Here is an 18,076-nt window from a genome sequence, read left to right as displayed (position 1 = left end):
GGGGCGCGGGCATACGGTGGCGGATATCGGGCTGGCTGTAGCGATCGAGGAGCTAAGGCAGGAGCTGTACCTGGCCCAGAGCGCGGGAGCGGGGCAGCAGCTCGCCTTCGAGATCGAGGAGGCGCAGCTTGAGCTCTTGTTGGAGCTGCGCAATGAGGGCCGTGGTGGGGGGAAGCTGACGTTTGGCGTGGCCACTGTGGACGCAAGCGGCTCGGTGGGATCGACGCGCGCTCACAAGCTGACCCTCAAACTGAAAGTCAAGGACCGCGCCACCGGAGATGGGCAGGTCGACGTCGGGGTCGAGGAAGCCGGCTCCTGGGACGAGGACTAATTCGGGCAGGCGGAAGGCTGACCAGGGGATGGGCTGAGACAACTCCGTGGACGAGCGCAGGTTGGCTGATGTCCGCTGCGATGGCAGGGGCCGCCGTAAGGCTGGATCTGGCTATCTCGTCGCTCCGCAGCTGGTGCTGACCGCCCGCCATGTCCTCGTCGACGAAGCCGGCGAGGTCTGGCCCAGGATCACCGTTCGGGTGGGTCACCCGCAGTCCGGGAGCGTGTACCGCCGGAAAGCCTCCGTCTGCTGGACCGGCTCCGACGACCTGGATGTGGCCCTGCTGCGCTTGGACGCGCCCGTGCATGTTCCGGGAACGGTGCGCTGGGGCCGACCGGTGGGCAGCGACGCCCTCCCGTATGCGGGTCTGGGGTACCCGCTTCAGACCAGAGCCACAGACGGGCACCGCCGGGTCGAGCACCTGCGTGGCATGCTCTCCCCCCTGGCTGGGGGCGAAGGCAGGCACGACCTGCACACCCTTGACCAGGATGCCGCCCCACGTCTGAGGACGGACCAGCGGCAAGCGTGGGGCGGGGTCTCCGGGGCAGCGGTCTTCTGTCAGGGCCACCTCGTGGGCGTCGTTCTGCAGGACGACGAGGAGCACGAGAACCGCCGCCTGCACGCGCTGCCAGTCCGCAAGTTCGCCACAGACTCTGCCTTCGTCGAACTGCTGAATTGTCACGGGGGCGTGGCGCCCGCTCTTGTGGGGGTAGGGGGACAGCCTGCGGTACCGAGCTCCGGATACCTTCTGGAGGTTCGTGAACTCGCCGCAGAGCGCTTCGAGGGCCGTGCGCAGGAGCTGGCCGCGATGGCTGCGTTCTGCGCCGAGCCCCTTGAGTCGCCAAAGGGTGAAAGTGCCTACTGGCGGTGGCTGGCCGAGCCGTGGTCGGGCAAGACGGCGCTGATGGCCCAATTCGCGCTGCAGCCACCACCGGGTGTGAGCGTGCTCGCCTTCTTCATCACCCACCGCCACGGCGGAAATTCCGACCGCACTGCCTTCCTCTCCGCCATGGAGCGGCAACTGCGTGAACACCTGCACGACCGCGAGCTTGAGTGCAGGACCCAGGGACAGTTCCTGGTCGGGTTGCGGCGGGCGGCCAAGCATGCCGAGGAGAACGGCCACTGTTTGGTTCTGCTTGTCGACGGACTGGACGAGGACACCGGGGTCGTCAGCGCTGTATCCGGCCACAGTATCGCGGCCTTGCTGCCCCGACAGGTGCCCTCCGAGCTAAGGGTTCTCGTGGCGGGACGGCCCAACCCCCCGGTACCAGGTGACGTCTCGGCGGGCCATCCACTGCGGAGCCACGCGATCGACCACTGGCTGGAAAAGTCGTCAGTGGCCCAGGCTGTCCAAGAGGAGGCGGAGCGAAGCCTCGACGCACTGCTGGCTGGCGGGGGGCTCGGCGAGGAACTGGTTGCATTGACGGCGGCCGCCAGCGGAGGCCTGAGCGCTGCCGACCTCGCCGAACTCACGGGGATGTCAGCACGCAAGGTCGAGCTGGAACTCGGAGGGATTGCCGGCCGGGTGTTCCAACGTCGTGTCGCCCCCACGCCCGGCCTGGACAACGGCCTCTTCTCCTTCGCACACCAGCAGCTTCTCGCCAGCGCCCTTGAGTTGCTGGCCCCGGATGCCCTCAACGCTGCCCGAGACCGCATCCACGCTTTCGTCGCCCGCCATCGCCAGGATGGCTGGCCACTTCGCACGCCGGATTACGCGCTGCGCGGCTACTCTCAGATGCTGCGTGTACAAGGTGATACGGCTCGGCTGGTCGAGCTGGCTACCGATCCTCGGCGGCACGAGCGCCTGTGGCAGCGTAGCGGAGGACACCAGGCGGCACTGGAGGAGATTTCCTCAGCCTTCGACCTCCTGCTCGCGTCGGATGAGCAGACCACGGCGGTCGGGGCGGATGGCCCCGATCTGGCCGCCGCGCTACGCCTGGCAATGTGCCGGAACACCCTCCACGACAAGATCACAGAGGTGCCGTCGGGACTGCTGGATGTGTGGGCCAGGCTCGGGGCAACGGAGAAGGCTGTAGCGCTGGCGCAGAGCCACCCTGATCCAAAGACCAGAGCTAGGCAGCTGGCCGAACTCGCGGAGACCCTGATGTCCCACGGTCACGCAGGTGCGGCGCACCCCGTGCTGGTCGAGGCAGAAAAGGCAGCCAGGGAGGTTCCGGGCGACGATCTCCACTCCCACATGGCGCGCTTGTTCGCCCGCATTGGCGATGACGACCGTGCAATCGCTCTCGCGCAAGGCATCACCGATCCTGAGGCGCGGTCGTGGGCACTGTGCGGCGTCGCCCAGGCTTGGGCCATGATTGAGCGCTACCGGGAAGCGACCGACCTCGCTGGCATCATCCCCGACCGGGAGTCGCAAGATCATGCCCTGACCGGAGTTACGGAGGCACTCGCTTCCGCAGGCAGGCACCGGGAAGCGGCGGCCACTGCACAGCTCATAGGCATCCCCACGACACGTGCAGATGCGCTGGCCAACGTGGCGGGGAGCCTGACCAAGGCAGGTTGTCAACCGGACGCCCTGAACCTGCTGGCCAGCGTTACCGGCCCCGAGGAGCAGGTGCCGATACTGGCGGCCATGCTCCTGAGCTCGGTCGAGGCGGGCTGGTGTCAGCAGGCAGTCAACCTCGCAGGCCGACTCGCCGACGTGGCAGACACGACCTGTGACTTGAAGTGGGCGGATACCGCACTGCTCGAGGCTTCCCTCGGACTGGCACGCGCGAGCGACTACGCGCTCGCCGCTGAGATGGCCCGCCGCATTTCCGATCTCTTCCTCAGGGCCTCGGCCCTGGCCGATCTCGCTGATCATCTGGCTCACATGGGCGAGGGCCGAGCCTGTCTGGCCCACTCGGGCGAGGATCAATTCGCAACCCAGATCGCCACTGAGGCAGCAGAGGCCGCCCGTGATGTAGGCCCTCTCGGGCAGCGGGTGCGGATGCTCGCCGAGACCGCCCGTACTGCCGCCTGCACAGGCCAGGACGATCTGGCCGCCGCCCTGGCCAAGGAGGCGGCTCTCGCGGTACAGGAGAGTACCGGTCGCCTCGAGGCAATCGACGTTTCCTCAGCAGTGGAGCACCTGGTCGAAGCTGGCCAGTACAAGCAGGCCCGCGCCATGGCCAGTGCTGAGCTGGCTGTCGAGAATTCGACTCTGCTGAAAACGCACCTCGTGCACGCCTTGGCCGCGGCAAGGCAAGAACACCTAGCAGTCGATCTGACGTTGACGATGTCCGCTCCCGAGGAGCGGGACGGCGCATTCGTGGGCATCATCGACATTTTGGCCATTGCCGGGCAGTTCGAGCTGGCGCTGGAGCTGGCCAGCAAGATCACGGACCCAGCGCGGCAGGCCAAAGCTCAGGGCTCCATCGCCAAGTTCGTGGCGGAAGCAGGTGAACACCGGCGGGCCGCCGACCTGGCCCTCACCATCACCGACCAAGAGGAGCAGGCCAATGCCCTCACCCGCATCGCCGCCGCCTGGGCAGCCAGCGGAGCGTTCGAACCGGCTCTGGAGTTGGTCAGTAGCATCACGGACCCGGCAGGACAGGCCTGGGCACAGGCCTCCATCGCGGAGTCCATGGCAGAGGCAGGTGAACATCAACAGGCTGCCGACCTGGCCCTCACCATCACCGACCAAAAGGAACGGGCCGATGCCCTAGCCACCATCGCGGACGTCACAGTCCAGTCTGGTAAGCCGCAGCTCGGCGCCGACCTTGCCCAAGCCGCCGCAGCGGCCTCGCTGGGCATCACGAACACGGACCGACGCAGCGGCGAGCTAATGGCCCTGGCCGGCGCCTTGGCCGAAGCCGGAATGAGCGGATTGGCAGTCAGAATCGCCCAGATCGTTCCAGGCTTCTTCAACGAGCTGGGGGCGGAGCAGGTGGTGCAAGCGCTCGCCCGGGACCGACACGAGACGCAGGCCCTTCACCTCGTACGCGATTCTGGCGCAGGCGAGCGGGAAATCGTCGAGGCAATGATCATCATCGCGGATGTCATGGCCGAGGAGGGCAGACTTCCCGAAGCGAGTGAGGTGGCCCTGCAGGCCGTCGACCGGGCGCGTGCCTTCACCGACGCACGAGAGCGGGACCGTTCGCTGATCGAGATCGCGGAAGTTCTCACCTACGCACAGAAGGACCAGCAGGCAATCGAGCTCGCGCTGTCCATCGCCGACCCCGGCGAGCAGGAGGCTGCACTGGCCAAGGTGGCCAAATCCCTGACGCGGTCAGACCAGTACCAGAAGGCGGTCGACCTGGCGCACACTATCTCCTTTCCTGACCTCAGGGCGTGGATCTTCGCCTACCTCGCCCGTACCGTGGCTGAGCGGGGCCAGCTTCCCGAAGCGGCCGAGTTCAGCGCGCAAGCCCTCGAGGTGGTCGGCGCCGTCACCAGCGCCGATGAACGGGACAACGTTCTTGGGCAAGTGGCGATGGCGTGGTCTCACATTGGACGCCATCAGGAAGCCGCGGACCTCACTAGGAAGATCACCGATGTCGGCCACCGCCTGTGGGTAACGGCCGAGATCGCCAACATCCTCGCGCTGCAGGGCCAGCATGGCGAGGCCATCGGTCTGGCAGAACAGATCACTGATCTGGTGTCTACGGTTGTCGAGCCATACGACCGTGCACGTGTGCTTACCGCTCTGGCTCAAGTCTGGGTCCGTGCCGACCGCTGCCAGGAGGCCAAAGACATCACCACCACTATGTCTGACACGCACTCCCAGAAGTGGTTGGGACAGCGACAGGTCATTGGCTTTCTAACCGCTGCGGCCAAATACGAGGAGGCCGTCGACTTCGCCGCCTCCTTCAACGAGGAGCACCAGGCCGAGGCCCTGAGCGACATCGCACGCGCCCTAGCCCAGGCAGGACGGCACGAGCAAGCAGTCACTCTTGCCCGCACCATCACCAAACCGGAAGAGCGCGCCGAGGCCCTGGCCTCCATAGCCACCCGCGACGGGCTGTCGGAAAGCAAGCGTCGGCTGTTGCTCACCGAAGCCCTGACCGCCCCTACTTGGCTTCGTCCGGTACCCAGGTTCGGCGTAACGCCACTACTCAAGGCCGTCGGGCGCGTCGCGCCGCGTGCCCTTTCCGAGGCCGCGCAGCGAGTCCTCGGAGAACTCGTGTAGAAAATGCGACAGCGGCCCCCTGGAGCCGCCGTAAGGTCACCTGCCACTCAGCTCCGGCATACCGACTCAACACGCTGACTTGCCAAGGAAGACAAACCTGTCCGGGTAAAGGCCGTCGTCGTTCGGAGCTGCGATGCCGGTGACGTAGAGGCCGTGGTGGACGACGAACCTGTTGTCGGCTGCGTCCTCGCCCGGCGTCCAGATGCCTTCAGCGGGGACCGTCGTGCCGTCGTCGGCTTCGCTGGTCTCGATCTCGTACAGGGCGGGGGCGGTCACGCGCTCACTCCCGCCACGGCGGCGTCCAGGAGCGCCACGGCGTCGGCCTCGTACGGGTCGGCGAACAGCTGATGGTCACTGACGTCGAACGGCGCGTACCGCGCGGAGACGCGGAACCCGGGCACGAGGGTGGTCTCCCGTCCGTCCAGCGCGGCGGTGAGCCGGTCGTAGTCCTGCTGGGCGTGCCGGGTCTGGGTGTACGGACCGAGGCGCAGCAGGGTGAAGCCGTCGAGGCTGTCGTCGCGTTTGCGGGCCTCGACGTAGAGGGCGTAGTGCGCCGGGTCCATGCCGACGTCGTCGGGCAGGGGCAGGTTCGCGGCGGCGTGGGTGAGCATCGCGTAGGCCGGCTGCCAGATGCCGAGGATCGCGGCCGTCTCGCAGCGCAGCCAGCCCCTGTTGGTGTAGCCGAGCTGGTGGCCGTGGAGGTAGGCCGCGGCGTTCGGAGTGTCGGGGTGGACCAGGGAGACGGCGATCAGGTCGGGGGCGTGGTCGTCGCCGGGGCGGGGCTGGGCGCGCTCGAGGAACGGGCCGACCCGTACGGCGGTGGCCTGGGCGTGGCCAGGCGTCCAGGGCTGCGGTTTGCGCATGGCGGTGAGCATCGCGCGGAACTGGTCGACGACGGCCTGGTCCTCGGGCGTGAGGGCGCCGGGGGCGTGGCCACAGCGGCGGAACATACGACGGGTCATCGGGCGGTCTCCTGGTCGGTGATGAGGGTGGCTAACACGCGGGGCTCCTCGGAGTGCTGGTGAAGGGGGAGAACGGGGAAGCGCCGCGCCCCGACCGGAAGGCCGGGGCGCGGCGCTGTGGTGTCTCGTGCCGGTGTCTCAGGAGGCCCTGGTCGCGCGGAGGATGTCGGCGTGGTCGAACGCCAGGCGCTCCGGCAGGTTGGTCAGGGGCCACCAGCGGGCGGTGCGGGCGTCGTCCCCGGCGACGATCTGGGTGTCGGCGGGGACGACGGCCGCGTACGCGACGGTGACGTACCGGCCTCGCGGGTCGCGGTCGGGCGCGTCCCAGACGCCGATCGGGCGCAGGCTGTCGGCGGTGACGTGGACGCCGGTCTCTTCAGCGAGCTCTCGGGCCGCGGCCGCGAGGCTCGTCTCGCCGGGGTCGACGTGGCCGCCGGGCAAGGCCCAGGTGCCCTCGTGCGGCGGCCATCCGCGCTTGATCAGCAGGACGCTGCCGTCGGGCGTCAGGGCCACCACGTCGGCGGTGTAGCGGATCGTCTCGAACGACTCGGTCTCGGTCTCGGTCATGTTCGCCTCTCGGTTGGTGGGCTAGTGCTGTGACCGGATAGGTTCGCCGGGGCCACTTGATCAGTCCGATCGTGCTGCTTCCCACCGCCATGAGGTTTGGCGAGGGAGGCCGTCGAGGTCCCCGCGACCGGTGCACCAGAGAAGTACCTGGGTGGGGTCTCCGGGTGGGGCGGCAGTGAAGAGCCGGTTGAGTACGGCTGCGCTCAGCGGCGCTGGTGGTAGCCAGTCCACGGACAGCCCCTGCGTGATGTCGTGGGTGTGCAACAGCGTTTCGGCCACGCCCATAGCTGCGAACCCCTCGGGGTCGCACGGACCCCAGTGCCAGGCACGCAAGGTCGGGTCGGCCGCGGCCAACGCGCTGCTGAGTAGCCTGCCGCAGGCGGTGGCGGCCTGGAGCACCTCAGCCGGTGAGGCTGTGGGGCGGACGTTCAGATCGAAGGGAAGGTAGGCATCGGCGGGCTGTGCTGCCAACTGTCCTGCGTAGGCCAGCAGGTCATGGCCGATATGCGCTGCTGTTTGCCAGCAGGTCCATTCGAGCGGCCCCGCCGGCACCGTCCAGTCCGCGGCGGTATGAGGGCTGAGTATCCGCAGCATCTCTGCCACGGCGGCGTCGACGTCCTGATGGTTCATGCGGAACTCCTCGCGGTTCGTGCTGTGAGACTGGGCTGTGGCGGCTGTCGTTCCTTCACGCCGCCAGGGATCTGGCACGTCCGCCCCAGCGGATGCCCTTCTCGCTGCGGATACGGGCGCGTTCCTTGCGTTCGGCGGCCAGGACGTCGCGGTGGCGGGCGTTGGCGTTGCGCCAGCGCAGGTAGGCGTGCAGGGCCCGGGTCTGCACGGTGTGGTTGGGGTAGTTCGAGTTGGCGATGGTGAACTGCCGCAGCGGTCCGAAGTGGGCCTCGATCGGGTTCGCCCACGAGGCGTAGGTCGGCGTGAAACACAGCTCGGCCTTGTGCTTCTTCGCCCAGCGTCGGGTGTCGGTGCCCTTGTGGGCGGACAGGTTGTCCATGATCACGTAGATCGGGGCGCCGTCCGGGCGGGCGGCGCGGATCGACTTCAGTGCGGCCAGTGTGTTCACGGCGCCCTTCTTGCGGCGGTTGATGCCCCACAACGTGTCGTCGCCGACCGAGTAGCAGCCGTGGAAGTACCGGACCCCATGGGTGCGGTGGTAAGTGGCCGGCAGCCGGTCGGGACGCCCTTGTCCGGCCCAGCCCGAGCCCGCGGTGGGCCGGATCCCGAGCGGGCCGAACTCGTCGAACGCAAAGACCCGGTCCGGGAAGCGGTCCAGGACTTCTCCTCGATGCGGTCGAGCTTGGCGTCGCGCTCGGGGTCCGGGGACTCCTTCCACGTCTTGGTGCGCTGGAAGGTGATGCCGCGGCGGGCGAGCAGCACCGTAACGCCTCGCGGCCGAAACGGATCACCCGGCCGTGCACTCTGCGCAGGTAGGCGACCAGCTTGCGCAGCGACCAGCGGGTGAAGGGCTGGCCGAGCTTGACCGGTCGGGTGGTGGCCGTCGCGATGACGAAGTCTGCGTCGTCATCGCTGAGTTGGCGGGGACGGCCTCCCGCCCATCGAGGGTCCAGGCAGGCCAGGCCGATCTCGTTGAACCGATGGATCACGTCCCGGACGGTGTCCTCGTCGGCCTGCACCAGCTGGGCGATCACCGGCACCCGGTTCCCGCCGGCCGAGGCCAGCAGCATCATCGCCCGCCGGTAACGCACCGAACTGGTGCTGCCCCGGCGCACGATCTGCTGCAGCTTCTGCCCCTCCCGGTCGGTCAGTCTGCGCACACGGACAGGCTCGGCCACCGCACCTCCAACGATCGGATCGGAGCCCCTACCCGACCTCCTCACCCACCGCGGCCCCGCTCATCGTGGCCAGGTTCACCAAAAGCCAGTGCCAGCCCTGCCCGGCCCGCACCCAGTGCACTACCTCCCGCGAAAGCACCCGCATCGTGGGCTTTCCCCACGAGAACTCCGCGACCTGCAACTTCGCGTCCGCACCGAGCAACAGACACCCGAGTGGAAGACCCGCTATGCGGTCCGCTCCGGAGTGGAGGGGACGGTCAACGAGTTCGCCCACGGACACGGCATGCGGCGCTGCCGTTGCCGCGGACAGGGAAAGGCCCACATCCAGCACGTCCTGACGGCCATCGCCGTCAACATCGAGCGCCTCAGCGGACTGCCACCGGCTGAGGAAGCGCCCCGCCGGCCGACTGCCTTCCAGAACTACCTCGACCAGCGCGAGATACCCCGGCCGAAGTCCTGGCGAACCCTGGGCAGCTGATCTCGGTGGCCCAAGATCCCCGACAGAGTCAAGCTAAGGCTTGTCCCGTAAAGGATCTTCGGACGGGTGCGGCGAGGCCGGCCGGTGTTCGGTCCGCTTGCCTATCCGGCGATGGTGAGGTTGTGCAGGCGAGCGATGCCGCTCATCGCGTGGTGTACGCCGTCGCCCTTCAATCGGCAGTCGCGAAGGATCTTCCAGGTTTTCATCCGGGCGAAGGCGTGCTCGACGCGGGCCCGGACCTGGCGGTGGGAGGCATTGTGCTCCTCCTTCCAGGCGGGCAGTTCGTGCTGCCCGCGTTCGCGACGGTGCGGGATGACCAGACCGGTGCCCCGGTAGCCGCCGTCCGCGATCACCATCGTGTTGCCGACGGCGGCCTTCGCGCCGGACAGGTCCCATGCCTTGCAGTCATTACGGTTGCCGGGCACGAGCCGGCCGACCACCACGACGAGACGGGTGTCGGCGTCGATGACGACCTGGTGATTCGTGGAGTATCGGTAGTCTTTCGACTGCTCGGCCACCGTGTGGTCGCGTGTGGGGACCAGGGTTCCGTCCACGATGAGCACAGTGTTCCTGCGGAACCGCTTGCGCGGCCTGAGCGCGAGCAGGGGGCCGAGGTGTCTGATGACGCGGTCGGCCGCGGACTTCGATACCCCAAAGAGTGGGGCAAGCTGGCGCAGCGTCAAGTTCGTGCGCCAGTAAGCCGTGACCAGCAACACCCGATCCTCCAGCGGCAGCCTCCACGGCCGACCCCGCCGCACCTTCGCAGCCGCATGTCGGGGCTGACGGTGCAGCCTCGCTCGGCGAGCAGAGGCCGCACCTCGTTGACAGCTCGTGTGATGGTCGAGCGGTCAACGCCGAACCAGCAGGCCAGTACGTCGTGGGTGGCGCCGTGCCGAAGATGGACGAGGGTGGCCAGCAAGCGGTCGACGAACACCAGGCGGTGTTTCGGCCCGCCGCCCACGGCCCGCCTCCGCGGCCGGGAGGCCAGCTTGGCCTGGTGACGCTCATGCCACAACGGACCTATCTCGGCTACGAGTTCAGCGACCACATCGCTTGTCAGACCCGTGATCCGACGGTTGCTGATGATCACTGCGCGAGCCCTGTTCTCCACCACCCGACCATGATCAACCATCGCGGGCCCGACGTCTCACCGCTTGTCGTGCACGAGCTCGTTAGGGTCCCACGCGGTACTCAGCTGGTGCAGGGGATCCAGATGTCGTGGTGGCAGCACAGTGATCTCACGATCCGCGCCGTAGTAGCCACTGATCTGGTGGTACGTGAAGTTGACGGCCCAGTTACCGCATTCCTTGAACGGGTGCTGCACGTCGACTACACCGAGCGCGGCCACCAACGCACCCTAATGCTCACCCACGCAGACGGGCAGCCGCAACGCTGCCTGTGACTACGGCGAAACTGCCGTGCGCCCCCCATCAGTTCACTGACGCAGCATTCAACGATCCGGAACGCTTACCATCTCGGATCAATAGATGGCAATAGCTTTACCGAACTAGGGGATTACATCAGGGTTCCGATGGAATCCAGCCCCATCGTGGCGAGATTTACACGCTGCCCCTCCAGTCCGGATGCAGGATTGCAGTCCGAAAGTGTGCGGCCCTGCATGGCCAGGGCATTGCTTGCCAGGCGTCTTGGCGAAAACAAAGCCAAGATAAATCGACACCAAACGGGCATTCAACCTCAAGTGCTCCCAATGATGTAAACCCACAGTTTGACTACTGCGACCAGGCGATTTGCAGGTCGAAACGTCCGAGTGGGCAGCCTGGAGCGGCCTGTCACTGTGGCCTGGGTGGGCGTTGTTCAAGCCAAACGATCGAGTGGGTGTTGCAGCCATGCATACTCCATGAGAAGTTAACTATCGACCTATCCGCATTACTCGTGTCGTCGATATTTTCGGTAACGCAGACTTAACAAGTTCCACGTCATGCTCGCGTTTGGCCGCTCACCGAATGCTCGCCTTGCGTGTCCTAAAGGCTCTCGGTCGGCCTGCACGTCGACGTGTTGAAGAGCAAGTGCGACAGTGGCACCACCTCTGTCGGTAGGCGCTCCTGCGGAATGTCTTGGCGGCCTAAATAGGGTCGCAACTTTGGCATGCCCAAATTCGATAAAAATGCATTCCCTGTGAATCTGCCAGAGGGGCTTGACCGAGATTGATCGGGGGTGCAAGGATCGAGATCGTAAGCGATCAGGGAAATGCGTTGAGCGGAATTCCTCCCTTGGTACAGGTGTTGTCCGTGACGCTATTCCCCTGATTACCAGTCCGGAAAAGGAGATTGCTATGAGCATGACCGTGGCGAAGACGGACGAGGCCTACGAGATGCGCGAGGACTCGGGCGAGTTCGGCGACCAGGGCCCGTTCCGCGTCAACTGTGTGAGCTTCAAGGCGCTCATCCAGGACGTCAAGGCCGGCAAGTACGACGAGGTCATCGCCAAGTGACCTGACGCGTGGGGGCCGACCTTTTCGGTCGGCCCCCACGCCACCGTCTTGTCATTCCACAGCGGTGAGGTCCGCTGCCTCCTATTCAAGTCGTCCCGTCGGCTGGTGAGCGCTAAAGCGAGAAGAAGAGGGTGTTTGTTATGGGGATGATGCAGGCTTCCCAGGGTTCTACCATGGAGACGAGCCGCCAGCGGGACTGGTCACCGCTGAGCGACGAAGAGCGAAAACTCTACGAAGAGCAGGGCTACCTCCACCTCAAGGGCCTTTTCACTGCAGATGAAGTAGATCGCGGGCTGAAGGTGGTCGACGAGGCGCTGGCCGCCGACAACACTCATGTCTCTGAGCACGCATCCTTCGCGGACTATGACCACACGGTCCGGGTGCGCGACGCTGTCAGCTTCCTTCCGGGTCTCGACTACTTCCTCGATCACCCGAAACTAATCGGCCCTCTCATGTCGCTGCTCAACAATAGTGTGCAGGTGCTGGGCACTGAGGTCTTCGTTCGGTCCCTGGCGGATCACGCCTTGGAATACTGGCACACCGACGGTGGCGAGTACATGCAGGGTATTCAGCTCACACCGGGAAGCCCAAGCCTGCAGGTGAAGGCGCAGATATTCCTCACCGACGTTACGGAACCGAACTGCGGAAACTTCTTGCTAATACCTGGCAGTCATCTCCGTGTCCCCGCCGAGCAGAATGCGCTGTGCTACATGGAGGACCTCGACGAGCCGCTGCGTCGGGGAGTCCTCCCCGACGACGCGATCGAGGTGAAGGCCGCCCCCGGTGACGTGCTGCTTTTCCCGTACTCCCTGTGGCATGCGGTAGCTCCGAACACTCAGCGGGTGCGGAAGACCTTCATCTTCCGGTACGGCAATCTGTGGCACCGGCCGCATGACTACCTGACGCAGCCCGCCCCGGTACTCGAGCGCATGTCGCCGCGGCTGCGTCGGATGTTCGGAGACTTTGGCGAGCGCCCTCATCCCTCTGACTTCTACAAGCCGGTGGGCCAGGGTGACGTGATGGCGGGCGAGGCTCTTCCGCTGTAGCCCCGTCACAGGATCGTCGGCTGGCCAGCTGCCAAGAGCACGGAGAATGAGGAAGAACTGTGAGCACAGATCGCACCATCGTCGATGTCATCTCACGGGCTCTGTACGACTCTAACGGGCGAGTCGCGCTGGAGGTCGAGGTTTTGGACCAAGCCGGTCGAACAGCTCGCGCCATCGCCCAACGGGGCTCCAGCGTAGGGGACTACGAACCTCGGCAGCTGGAAGACGCCGGAGTCCAGCCCGGACTGGCCGCTGCGACACCGGCACTCCGTTGCGTGTCCGAGCGAGTGGCACCAGCGCTGCGGGGTCGGGACGCCTCCGACCTGACAGGCGTGGACACCGTTCTCAACGAACTGGACCCTCGGCTGAGCCGGGACAGTGTCGGGGGCAATGTCACGATCGCTACCTCCATGGCCGTGGCACAACTCGGCGCGCTGCAGCAGGGGATACCTCTCCATACGTATCTGCAGGCAGTGGCCGGGCGCCCCACTGCGAGTGCACCGACCAGACCTGCGTTCAACCTCATAGACGGGGGCCTCGGGCCTAAGTCGAAGGTTCCTCACATCGAATTCCTGCTCTTTCCCGCCCCTGGTGCCCCCCTCGCAGAGGTGGTCGAAACGGGCGTTCGCGCCCGGGATCGTGTTCTCGAAGCTTGCTACCAGCGCGGATACGAGGGGGGCGCGAGTCAGCAGGGAGCAGTGTCTGCCCCGCTGCAGTCGTGTGAAGAAGGGCTCGAGCTCCTACTCGAAGTCCTGTCAGACCTGGAGGACGCCGAAGGCTGCCGACTGGGCCTGGACATGGCTGCGTCCGATGTGCACGACAGCGGGCTCTACGCCTTTCCCTGGGCGGAAAGTCCGCTGAAGCCTGAGGATCTCCTGAGGCGATACCGGTCCTGGGTCCAGGAGTATGGGGTGTGCTACATCGAAGACGGCTTTGCCTCATCGGAAACCGACTGGTTCGTTCAGCTCATGGAGGCGGTCGGTGACGACATCATGGTGGCAGGAGACGACCTCTACGCCTCCAACACCGCCCGCATCACTGAAGGTGCGTTGCGCCACTGGGCCAACACGGCGGTCGTTAAACCCAATCAAGCGGGCACCGTCACTGACACGCTCAAGGCAGCACGCGCGGCCCTCGACTACGGAGCCACGCTCCTTATTTCCCAGCGCAGCGGCGAAAACGAAGGATCCTTCATCAGCAGCTTGGCTCTAGCTGCCGGCGCTCATTACCTGAAAGTCGGCGGCCCCACCCGGATCGACCGAATCGCCAAGATCAACGAACTCCTACGAGTCGGGGCCACGGCATGACACCACCTAGGCCAGCAAAAAGCCGCTTCGCCCTTCACCCACGGCTGCTTACCGCTTCCATTGGCATGGGCATCGCGGAATTTGGCGACATCGCATTCCTCGTCAGTCTCACCGCCTCGCTGTACATGAATGGCGGCTCCGCGACACACGTCAGCTACGGCATGGCCGCCTATGGACTGGGGAGTCTCGCCGGAGCCTGGGCCGGCGGCACCTTGATCGACAAGCTCACGCCCCGCAACTGGATGTTCGTGGGGAACGTGCTGGCGGCATGCCTCGTACTGTCGAACACGCTCACAGACCGTCTGCCTGTGGTCATCCTCTTTGCGGGGCTTGTGAGCATGGCATCGCGAGCCATGCTCGTTGGCCAGCAGTCTTGTCTGCCCCTGGTTGACCCTGAGAGCAGTCTGCGGGCCAACTCCACCGTCATGTTGTTCCGGCGTATTGGCCAACTCGCTGGTCCCGGCCTGGCCGGAGTCCTCGTCGCCACGGACAACCTTGACTGGGTCTACGCGATCAACGCAGCTACCTTTATCGCCGCGGGGATCACCGCTTACATCGCCGTACCTCCAGGTTCCCTGGACATCGAGCGCGGCGCCTCCAAACGCGGCAGCGTGTCTTACATCCTGCACAATCGCGCCGTTCGCACCTCGTTCATTGTGAACAGTGTCACCGGCGTCTTGGCGGGGGTTAGCAGCGTATCCATCGTCGTGTTCACCGGCGAGGTGCTCCACGGCGGAGCCGAGGACTACGGCGTTCTCACCACCTTCAGTGCAGTCGGAGCGGTCTTGGGCACGCTCACCGCCGGGTGGCTTGGCAAACGGTTGCCGGTCCAGTTCGGCGCCGCTCTCGCAATGGGCATCGGTTCCCTCGCCATCGCTGTACTGCCGGTGGTTAGCTCGCTCTTTGTGGCCGGGCCCCTGCGCGCGGCGACGGGATGGTCGATCAATGTTTTGTTCATCTTGCTGATGGCCACCCTGCATGAGGGCGCGCCTCCCTCCCTGCGCGGACGCGTCACCGCCAGCACCCGCAGTGGTCAGGATGTTCTCGTCATCGTGTGCACCATGCTCTCTGGCGCCGCCATCGCCGAGCTGGGTGTGAGCTGGCTGCTCCTCGGAGTCGGCCTGCTGGGCGTTGCCTGTGCTCTCGGACTGGCCTTGAGTAGGCGCCCCTTCGACTGGACTTCCGCCGATGCGGGAGCCCAGGTACTGGGCGACGCGCAGACCACGGAGCCGCGCCAGGCGACAACGTGAGCACTCCTATCGGGTGGCGCAGGCAGGAACAAGCCGCGCCACTCGCACGGGAGGCGGCAGGTGAGGCGGCGTGACGAACAATTGAGAGGCAAGGACGACGTGCAGGCGGACGAAACTGCGAAGCCAGTGACAGGCGCTCACCGAGAGGCTGGAGCCTGGGTAGACGGACGATGGGTTCGGGAGCCCACTCTGGCGCTGCACACCAGCGCAGCACTCTACGGCGCCTCGGCCTTCGACAACTGCCGGGCCTGGCACGCTGATACGACCAGCCTCGTGTATGGACTGGCCGAGCACATCGAACGTTTCAGAAAATCCGCGGAAGAAGCCCTCCTGGCTTTGCCCTCAGACGCCGAAATCCGCGCCGGCATCCGGGAGGTGCTGCGCCGGTGCCGCGGCCGCACGTTCGTCCGCGTACGCATGCTCGCCTACGGGACAGGCGAAGACATCGGATCGCGGCGAGCCTCGCTCAGCGTTTTCGCCCTGCCCGTGGCCGGCTACGCATCCGCCGCACCGCGCCTCATGACCGCGAAAACCGTCCGCAGGGCCGAAGGCGAGCTACCCCGCGCCCTCAAAAGCCCCAGTACGTACCTGCGCGTGCGGCGTGACGTGGTCGCTGCACGAGAAGCGGGATACGACGACCTCGTGGTGCTCAACGAGCACCAGCGGGTTTCCGAAGCCACGCGCTCCAACATCGTCATGGTCAAGGATGGAAGCCTGTGCACGCCGCCACTCAATGAGGGCGCGTTGCCAGGCATCACCAAACGGATTCTGCGGCGGCTCGCTGCCGAGGACGGAATCCCCTGGGAGGAGCGGCCGATTCATCGCGAGGAACTGGAACACGCAGAGGCGCTCCTGCTCACCAGTTCCTCCCTAGGCGTGGTGGTGGCTGACTCCCTGGACGGACGCCGCTTCGCCCCCTCCCCTCTGGCGGAACGAATGCAGCGGCGCTACACGCGGCTGCCCGGGGAACACCCCGACCACGAATGCCTCACGTCCCTACACGGCGAGTCGGCGTCGTCACTCGAGGGGGCTCTGTGACGGACACCGAAAACGATGTCACGGACCTCCGACACCGCGTCCTGAAACTCATCGCCGCCGCAGGTTCCGGGCATCCAGGCAGTTCCCTCTCCTGCCTGCATATCCTCCAAGTGCTGTACCGGCAGGTCCTGCGCGGCATTCGAGAGCAGGACGAACAACGCGACCGATTTCTGCTGTCGAAGGGCCACGCAGCACCAGCCTTGTACGTCTGCCTCGAAGAGCAAGGACTGTTTCCGGAAGATGGGGACCGCCGACTTCGAGAACCCGACTCGATCCTTCAGGGCCACCCCGACCGCCTGCGTACGCCGGGCGTCGAAGCCAGCTCGGGTTCCCTGGGCCAAGGGCTGTCTCAAGCCGTCGGGCTGGCGCTGGGCATGCGCCTGCGCGACAACCCTGCGCATATCTACGTCCTCCTGGGCGACGGCGAACTCCAGGAAGGACAGGTCTGGGAAGCCGCAGCCGCGGCATCCCACTACAACCTCCGGAACATCACTGCCATCGTCGACCGCAATCGCCATCAGCATGACGGCCCCACCGAAGCCGTCATGGCGCTTGAGCCCCTGGCGGACCGGTGGAGGGCATTCGGCTGGCACGTGCAGGAGATCGACGGCCACGACGGACCCTCCATCAAGACCGCTGCGCTCGCCCGTCCATGTGGGCCCAGCGTGGTCATTGCTCACACACACAAGGGGCACGGGGTGCCCTTCATGGAGGGCGATTCCCCCTGGCACTCGGTTAGGGACGCCGACTTGCTGCGCCGCTACGTCCGTCAGCTCGACACGAAGGGGGAAGACTGATGCGGGCAGCATTTGGCGACTCGCTGATCGTGCTCAAGGAGAAGGTCGAGCACCTCGTCGTCCTGGACAGTGACAACGCGACCTCGACCAGGACTGACATATTCGCCGCGCAGCACCCGCAGTCCTTCTTCAACGTGGGTATCGCCGAGCAGAACCTGGTGAGCGTCGCGGCCGGGCTCGCCCTGTCCGGCTGCCGGCCAGTGGTCTGCGCCTTCGCTTCCATGCTCGTCAACCGGGCACTGGACCAGATCACTCACTCGGTGGCCTATCAGAACCTGGGTGTGGTGCTGGCAGGCCACTATGCCGGCATCTCCGGAAGTCGAGAAGGGGCGTGTCATCACTCGATCAGCGACATCGCGGCGCTGCGCGGCGTACCGCACCTGACTCTTCTTGCCCCTGCCTGCGACAGCGACACCGAGCCGTTGCTGCAGCAGGCGCTCACGTCAGGTACACCCCACTATATGAGACTCAGCAGGGAGGCGTTTGCAGATCTGCCGCTCCCCGACTGTGGTGGCATCGCCGCCGGTTGGCGCTATTGGGGGCCGTACGAACCCGAGGCGATCGTGGTGGCAGCTGGGCCGACCACAAGCCTTGCGCTCGAAACCCTCAGGCTGACCCGCGTACGCACCGGCGTCTTCAACCCCTTGGTGCTCTCCCCGTTTCCGTACGACGCGCTGCGGATGGTGGCCGCGCGGGCGCGGGCTCTGGTGACAGTTGAAGAGCACTCACTGCGAGGCGGCGTGGGCAGCGCCGTAGCCGAATGGACGGCCGAGCACGGCGGCCCACGATGCCGCCGCATCGGACTCCCTCACGAGTTCACAGTCTCCGGCAGTTATAACGACCTGATGACCCGCTACGGCCTCACTCCCCAGAACATTGCCTCTGCGGTCAACGACATCGGCAGGTGAC

16 protein-coding genes and 3 pseudogenes are annotated in these 18,076 nt (G+C 66.0%); 10 read left to right on the top strand and 9 right to left on the bottom strand.

The window, feature by feature from the left end; translation table 11 throughout:
• The first annotated feature begins 16 nt into the window (after positions 1-16).
• Positions 17-331, top strand: coding sequence for a trypco2 family protein (locus tag O1Q96_RS00140; protein ID WP_269246235.1), 315 nt, complete (start codon positions 17-19; stop codon positions 329-331).
• A gap of 46 nt (positions 332-377) precedes the next feature.
• Complete coding sequence (locus tag O1Q96_RS00135) at positions 378-5,462, top strand: S1 family peptidase (protein ID WP_269246234.1); 5,085 nt, start codon at positions 378-380, stop codon at positions 5,460-5,462.
• A 66-nt stretch (positions 5,463-5,528) separates the two neighbouring features.
• On the opposite strand, the gene O1Q96_RS00130 is transcribed toward O1Q96_RS00135, so the two are convergent.
• From O1Q96_RS00130 to O1Q96_RS00105, 6 genes and pseudogenes are all read right to left on the bottom strand, one after another.
• On the bottom strand, positions 5,529-5,738 hold the full coding sequence (locus O1Q96_RS00130) for a hypothetical protein (protein ID WP_269246233.1): 210 nt from the start codon (positions 5,736-5,738) through the stop codon (positions 5,529-5,531).
• Entirely contained in the window at positions 5,735-6,424 is a 690-nt protein-coding gene (locus O1Q96_RS00125; protein WP_269246232.1) for a hypothetical protein, read from the bottom strand. Before O1Q96_RS00125 ends, O1Q96_RS00130 begins: the two co-directional genes overlap by 4 nt.
• Before the next feature lie 138 nt (positions 6,425-6,562).
• A complete protein-coding gene (locus O1Q96_RS00120) occupies positions 6,563-6,991 on the bottom strand; it encodes an NUDIX hydrolase (RefSeq protein ID WP_269246231.1) in 429 nt (142 codons plus the stop codon).
• A gap of 60 nt (positions 6,992-7,051) precedes the next feature.
• Positions 7,052-7,621: a maleylpyruvate isomerase N-terminal domain-containing protein gene (locus O1Q96_RS00115; protein WP_269246230.1), complete on the bottom strand. Its 570-nt coding sequence runs from the start codon at positions 7,619-7,621 to the stop codon at positions 7,052-7,054.
• Between the two features lie 55 nt (positions 7,622-7,676).
• A pseudogene (locus O1Q96_RS00110) lies at positions 7,677-8,799 on the bottom strand (IS630 family transposase).
• Positions 8,800-8,827: 28 nt separating this feature from the next.
• Positions 8,828-9,073: a hypothetical protein gene (locus tag O1Q96_RS00105; protein ID WP_269246513.1), complete on the bottom strand. Its 246-nt coding sequence runs from the start codon at positions 9,071-9,073 to the stop codon at positions 8,828-8,830.
• On the opposite strand from O1Q96_RS00105, the gene O1Q96_RS00100 reads away from it, so the two are divergent.
• A complete protein-coding gene (locus tag O1Q96_RS00100; protein ID WP_269246497.1) occupies positions 8,975-9,277 on the top strand; it encodes a transposase in 303 nt (100 codons plus the stop codon). The genes O1Q96_RS00105 and O1Q96_RS00100 overlap by 99 nt on opposite strands.
• 101 nt (positions 9,278-9,378) lie before the next feature.
• Here the strand turns inward: O1Q96_RS00100 and O1Q96_RS00095 are convergent.
• The 3 genes and pseudogenes from O1Q96_RS00095 to O1Q96_RS44380 all read right to left on the bottom strand — a co-directional run.
• Positions 9,379-10,044 (bottom strand): annotated as a pseudogene (locus tag O1Q96_RS00095) (transposase); the annotation flags it as partial.
• Positions 10,023-10,292, bottom strand: a pseudogene (locus O1Q96_RS00090) (helix-turn-helix domain-containing protein); the annotation flags it as partial. The pseudogenes O1Q96_RS00095 and O1Q96_RS00090, both read right to left, overlap by 22 nt.
• 132 nt (positions 10,293-10,424) lie before the next feature.
• Positions 10,425-10,625, bottom strand: a complete 201-nt coding sequence (locus O1Q96_RS44380; protein WP_419586403.1) for a hypothetical protein — start codon at positions 10,623-10,625, stop codon at positions 10,425-10,427.
• Positions 10,626-11,570: 945 nt separating this feature from the next.
• Between O1Q96_RS44380 and O1Q96_RS00080 the strand changes: the two genes are divergently transcribed.
• From O1Q96_RS00080 to O1Q96_RS00050, 7 genes are all read left to right on the top strand, one after another.
• On the top strand, positions 11,571-11,729 hold the full coding sequence (locus O1Q96_RS00080; protein WP_269246229.1) for a hypothetical protein: 159 nt from the start codon (positions 11,571-11,573) through the stop codon (positions 11,727-11,729).
• Positions 11,730-11,902: 173 nt separating this feature from the next.
• A complete protein-coding gene (locus tag O1Q96_RS00075; RefSeq protein ID WP_269246228.1) occupies positions 11,903-12,775 on the top strand; it encodes a phytanoyl-CoA dioxygenase family protein in 873 nt (290 codons plus the stop codon).
• A gap of 59 nt (positions 12,776-12,834) precedes the next feature.
• Positions 12,835-14,082, top strand: a complete 1,248-nt coding sequence (locus O1Q96_RS00070; RefSeq protein WP_269246227.1) for an enolase-like domain-containing protein — start codon at positions 12,835-12,837, stop codon at positions 14,080-14,082.
• Between the two features lie 65 nt (positions 14,083-14,147).
• Entirely contained in the window at positions 14,148-15,332 is a 1,185-nt protein-coding gene (locus tag O1Q96_RS00065) for an MFS transporter (RefSeq protein ID WP_269246226.1), read from the top strand.
• Positions 15,333-15,605: 273 nt separating this feature from the next.
• Positions 15,606-16,370 carry an aminotransferase class IV gene (locus tag O1Q96_RS00060; protein WP_269246225.1) on the top strand — a complete coding sequence of 255 codons (765 nt, stop codon included), beginning with the start codon at positions 15,606-15,608 and terminating at the stop codon, positions 16,368-16,370.
• Complete coding sequence (locus tag O1Q96_RS00055; protein WP_269246224.1) at positions 16,367-17,167, top strand: transketolase; 801 nt, start codon at positions 16,367-16,369, stop codon at positions 17,165-17,167. Before O1Q96_RS00060 ends, O1Q96_RS00055 begins: the two co-directional genes overlap by 4 nt.
• A complete protein-coding gene (locus O1Q96_RS00050) occupies positions 17,167-18,075 on the top strand; it encodes a transketolase family protein (RefSeq protein WP_269246223.1) in 909 nt (302 codons plus the stop codon). Before O1Q96_RS00055 ends, O1Q96_RS00050 begins: the two co-directional genes overlap by 1 nt.
• The last annotated feature ends 1 nt before the right edge of the window (position 18,076 follow it).

This window comes from Streptomyces aurantiacus (assembly GCF_027107535.1).
Classification (GTDB): Bacteria; Actinomycetota; Actinomycetes; order Streptomycetales; family Streptomycetaceae; genus Streptomyces.
Note: the sequence above shows the minus strand (reverse complement) of the source record. Positions and strands in the feature narration are given on the sequence as shown.

Coding starts and splice junctions, on each gene's coding strand:
- O1Q96_RS00075 (WP_269246228.1), top strand. CDS start 11,903: ATGGAGACGAGCCGCCAGCGGGACTGGTCACCGCTGAGCGACGAAGAG.
- O1Q96_RS00080 (WP_269246229.1), top strand. CDS start 11,571: ATGAGCATGACCGTGGCGAAGACGGACGAGGCCTACGAGATGCGCGAG.
- O1Q96_RS00065 (WP_269246226.1), top strand. CDS start 14,148: ATGGGCATCGCGGAATTTGGCGACATCGCATTCCTCGTCAGTCTCACC.
- O1Q96_RS00050 (WP_269246223.1), top strand. CDS start 17,167: ATGCGGGCAGCATTTGGCGACTCGCTGATCGTGCTCAAGGAGAAGGTC.
- O1Q96_RS00115 (WP_269246230.1), bottom strand. CDS start 7,621: ATGAACCATCAGGACGTCGACGCCGCCGTGGCAGAGATGCTGCGGATA.
- O1Q96_RS00120 (WP_269246231.1), bottom strand. CDS start 6,991: ATGACCGAGACCGAGACCGAGTCGTTCGAGACGATCCGCTACACCGCC.
- O1Q96_RS00125 (WP_269246232.1), bottom strand. CDS start 6,424: ATGACCCGTCGTATGTTCCGCCGCTGTGGCCACGCCCCCGGCGCCCTC.